The organism is Microbacterium umsixpiens (assembly GCF_053543675.1).
This window is the reverse complement of sequence record NZ_JBLVOH010000145.1, coordinates 1-3,113: the sequence shown is the minus strand read 5'-3', so window position 1 is coordinate 3,113 and position 3,113 is coordinate 1. Positions and strand designations below refer to the sequence as shown.

Sequence of the window (3,113 nt, the reverse complement as noted above, 5' to 3'; positions counted from 1 at the left end):
CCCCGGGCCCGGCAGGAGCATTCTCCTGCCGGACCCGGCGCGCTGTTGCAGTGGTCACGGAGCCTCGATCACTTCGTGGAGTAGTTGGCCATGCGCTCCTCGACCGTCGCGATCGCCTCTTCGGGGGTCGCCGTGAGACGGACGACCTCATCGAAGGCGGTGGCGAGGTCGGTGGCGTACTCGGCGCTGTACGGAAGGCTCGCGAGCGCCTTCGCGTTCGGAGAGGATGCCGCATCGGCCCACACGCCGAAGTCCTGCAGGCTGTCGAAGGCGGCGCTGCCGGCGAGCGACGTGCGTCCGGGCAGGTTGCCGAGTGCGACGGCGAACTTCTCCATCGGCTCCTCGCTGACGAGGTAGGCGAGGAACGTGGCCGCCTCCTCCTTGTGCTTCGAGTTCGCGGGGATGAAGAGCGTGCTGGCGGTAACCTGCGTGCTGTTCTCCAGCTCCGGCGAGGCGGCCGGGATCGCGGTGACGCCCCACTCGAAGTCCGGGGCGATCTTGGCGGCCGAGGCCGAACGCCATTCACCGTCGATGATCATCGCGACCTTGCCGCTGAAGAACGGGTCCTGCGCCGAGAGGTACTCTCCCTGACCGGAGACGAAGGTCGCCATGGCCTGGGCGCCGACCGGCTCGATCACGTTGTCCTGGTACCACTGCAGGGCCTCGAGGTTGCCGTCTTCGGCCGGGGTCGGACCGTCTTCGCCGTCCCAGTTGCCGCCGAACGCGTAGCCGAGGGTGGTCAGGGTCGTGCTGTCGTTGGCCGAGCCGAGGCCGAGCTGCGTGATCTTGCCGGATCCGTCGACCACGGTGAGCTTCTCGATCGCGGCCGCGAGCTCGTCCATGGTGGTCGGCGGGGTGACGCCGGCTTCCTCCAGCAGCTGCGTGTTGTAGAGCAGCTGGAAGCTGTGGGTGGCGATCGGCAGCGAGTAGATCTTGCCGTCGTAGGTCATCTGCTCCATGGCGCTGGGGATGAAGTCGTCGATCTCGATGCCCTCGGCCGCGATCGCGTCGTCCAGAGGGGCGAGGATGCCCTTCGAGGCCCAGGCGCCGACCGTGTTGCCGAAGTTGTCGGAGATGTCGAACGATCCGTTCGATGACGACATCGAGGTCAACTGCTTCTGGGTGTCGGGGCTGGAGACGCCCTTGACCACGATCTCGTCCTGGCTGTCGTTGAAGTCGGCGATGATCTCCTCGAGCGCCTTCGCCTCTTCACCGCCCCAGAGGTACGAGAACGTGATCTCGGTCGGGCCGTCGGCGTCGCCGCCCCCCGCACCGCATCCGGTGAGGGCGACGACCGTGGCTGTGGTCAGGGCACCGGCGATCAGGGCGCGCCGGCGCATGTGCTGCTTCGTGTGCATGGGAGTTCTCCGCTCATCATTGACCTTGCAAAAGGATTGGAATAGACCAATTCGGAACCGCTGAGAACAGACATTGACACATCCGCGGGTGATCGTCAAGATTGGGTTAGTCCAAATGGGCAGACCGGAGGGGTGGCATGTCGTCGATCGAAGGCGTGACGAAGCACGAGCGGGTGCGACGGCATCTGGAAGAGGTCATCCAGCAGGGGCTCGCCCCGCACGAGAAGCTGCCGACCGAGCGCGACCTCGCCGAGTCGCTCGAGGTGAACCGGCAGACCGTGCGGCGCGCCCTCGACGAGTTGGAGCGCGACGGGCTGGTCTACCGCCTGCAGGGGGCCGGCACGTTCGTGAGCGCCTCGCGCATCAGCAAGACCTTCGAGCTCACCTCGTTCTCGGAAGACATGCACACGCGCAACATGCGGCCCGGTTCGCTGTCGGTCGACGTCGGCACAGCATCCGCAGGGCAGACCGCCGGGTACGCGCTGAACCTCAGCCCTCAGTCACCCGTCGTCCGCATCCGCCGGGTGCGCACGGCCGACGACATCCCGATCTGCCTCGAGGTCTGCTCGATCGCCGCCGACGCGGTGCCGGGCCTCGAAGACGGCATCGTCGGAGACTCGCTGTACGAGGATCTGCGCTCGCGGTTCGGTATCTCCGCGGTCCGCGCCGACCAGGAGATCCACGCGGTCGTGCTCGACGAGGAGCAGGCCGATGCACTGCAGACGCCGCCGTTCTCGCCCGCCTTCCTCGTCAAGCGCACCACCTACGACGCGCGCAGCCGCCCGATCGAGTACGCCGAGTCGGTGTACCGCGGCGACCGCTACTCGTACCTCGTCTCGATCTCGCGCCCCTGAACCCGTTCCCGAATCGCCACCCGCACTCCCCGAAGTCCCCCGACGAAAGGCACTCCCCCGTGTCCGACACGACTCTGCGTCCGCGCATCGCTCTGCTCCCGCTCGACGACCGACCGGTGAACGTGCGGCTTCCCGGCGACGTCGCCGCGGTCGCCGGAGTGATCCTCGACGTGCCGCCGGCCGAGATCCTGCCCTCGTACCGTGTCGCCGGAGACGCGACCGCGCTCGGCGCCTGGCTGCTCGACCGCGTCGCCGACCCGGCCACGGTGCATGTGGTGGTGTCGGTCGACATGCTGCTCTACGGCGGGCTGATCGCCAGCCGCACGAGCGCCGACACGACGCGCGAGGTGCTGGAGCGGCTCGACGTGCTGCGCGAGGTGCGCCGCCGTCGACCGGAGCTGCCCATCTCGGCCGTCTCGCTCGTGACACGGGCGAGCAACTCGTACTCGGCCGCCGAGGAGCCGGAGTATTGGCGGGAGCACGGCAAGGAGATCCATGCGCTCGGCGGCGACGCGCACCGGCTGCTCGACGAGGCCGACGTGCTTCCCCTGTCGGAGCTGACCCCGGTGCCGGCCGAGATCGTGTCCGACTACTCGGCACGGCGGCTGCGCAATCACATCGTGAACCTGTCGACGCTCGCGCTCGTCGAGGATGCGACGCTCGACTTCCTGGCGATCACCGCCGATGACACCGCGCCGTTCGCCGCGGGCAGCGCCGAACAGGTGTGGCTGCGGCACTGGATGCGGATGCTGCCGTCGGGCCGCGACGTGCTGATGTACCCGGGTGCCGACGAGGTGGGCGCGGCGCTGGTCGCCAGGGCGCTGGCCGCGAACGCCGGCGTGACCGCCTCGTTCTCGGTCGCGTGCGCCGATGCCGAGGGCATGACCCGCATCCCGCCGTA

3 protein-coding genes are annotated in these 3,113 nt (G+C 68.5%); 2 read left to right on the top strand and 1 reads right to left on the bottom strand.

Annotated elements, in window-relative coordinates:
• Positions 1-68: 68 nt before the first annotated feature.
• Complete coding sequence (locus ACNPM4_RS14295) at positions 69-1,358, bottom strand: ABC transporter substrate-binding protein (protein WP_448986092.1); 1,290 nt, start codon at positions 1,356-1,358, stop codon at positions 69-71.
• 137 nt (positions 1,359-1,495) lie between these two features.
• On the opposite strand from ACNPM4_RS14295, the gene ACNPM4_RS14290 reads away from it, so the two are divergent.
• Together ACNPM4_RS14290 and ACNPM4_RS14285 are read left to right on the top strand one after the other, a co-directional pair.
• A complete protein-coding gene (locus ACNPM4_RS14290) occupies positions 1,496-2,212 on the top strand; it encodes a GntR family transcriptional regulator (RefSeq protein ID WP_029273885.1) in 717 nt (238 codons plus the stop codon).
• A gap of 59 nt (positions 2,213-2,271) precedes the next feature.
• On the top strand, positions 2,272-3,113 hold an 842-nt coding region (locus ACNPM4_RS14285), incomplete at its 3' end, for a DUF4127 family protein (RefSeq protein WP_448986091.1).

Excerpts from the sequence above, each read along its gene's own strand:
- ACNPM4_RS14295 (WP_448986092.1), bottom strand. The coding sequence starts at position 1,358 with ATGCACACGAAGCAGCACATGCGCCGGCGCGCCCTGATCGCCGGTGCC.
- ACNPM4_RS14290 (WP_029273885.1), top strand. The coding sequence starts at position 1,496 with ATGTCGTCGATCGAAGGCGTGACGAAGCACGAGCGGGTGCGACGGCAT.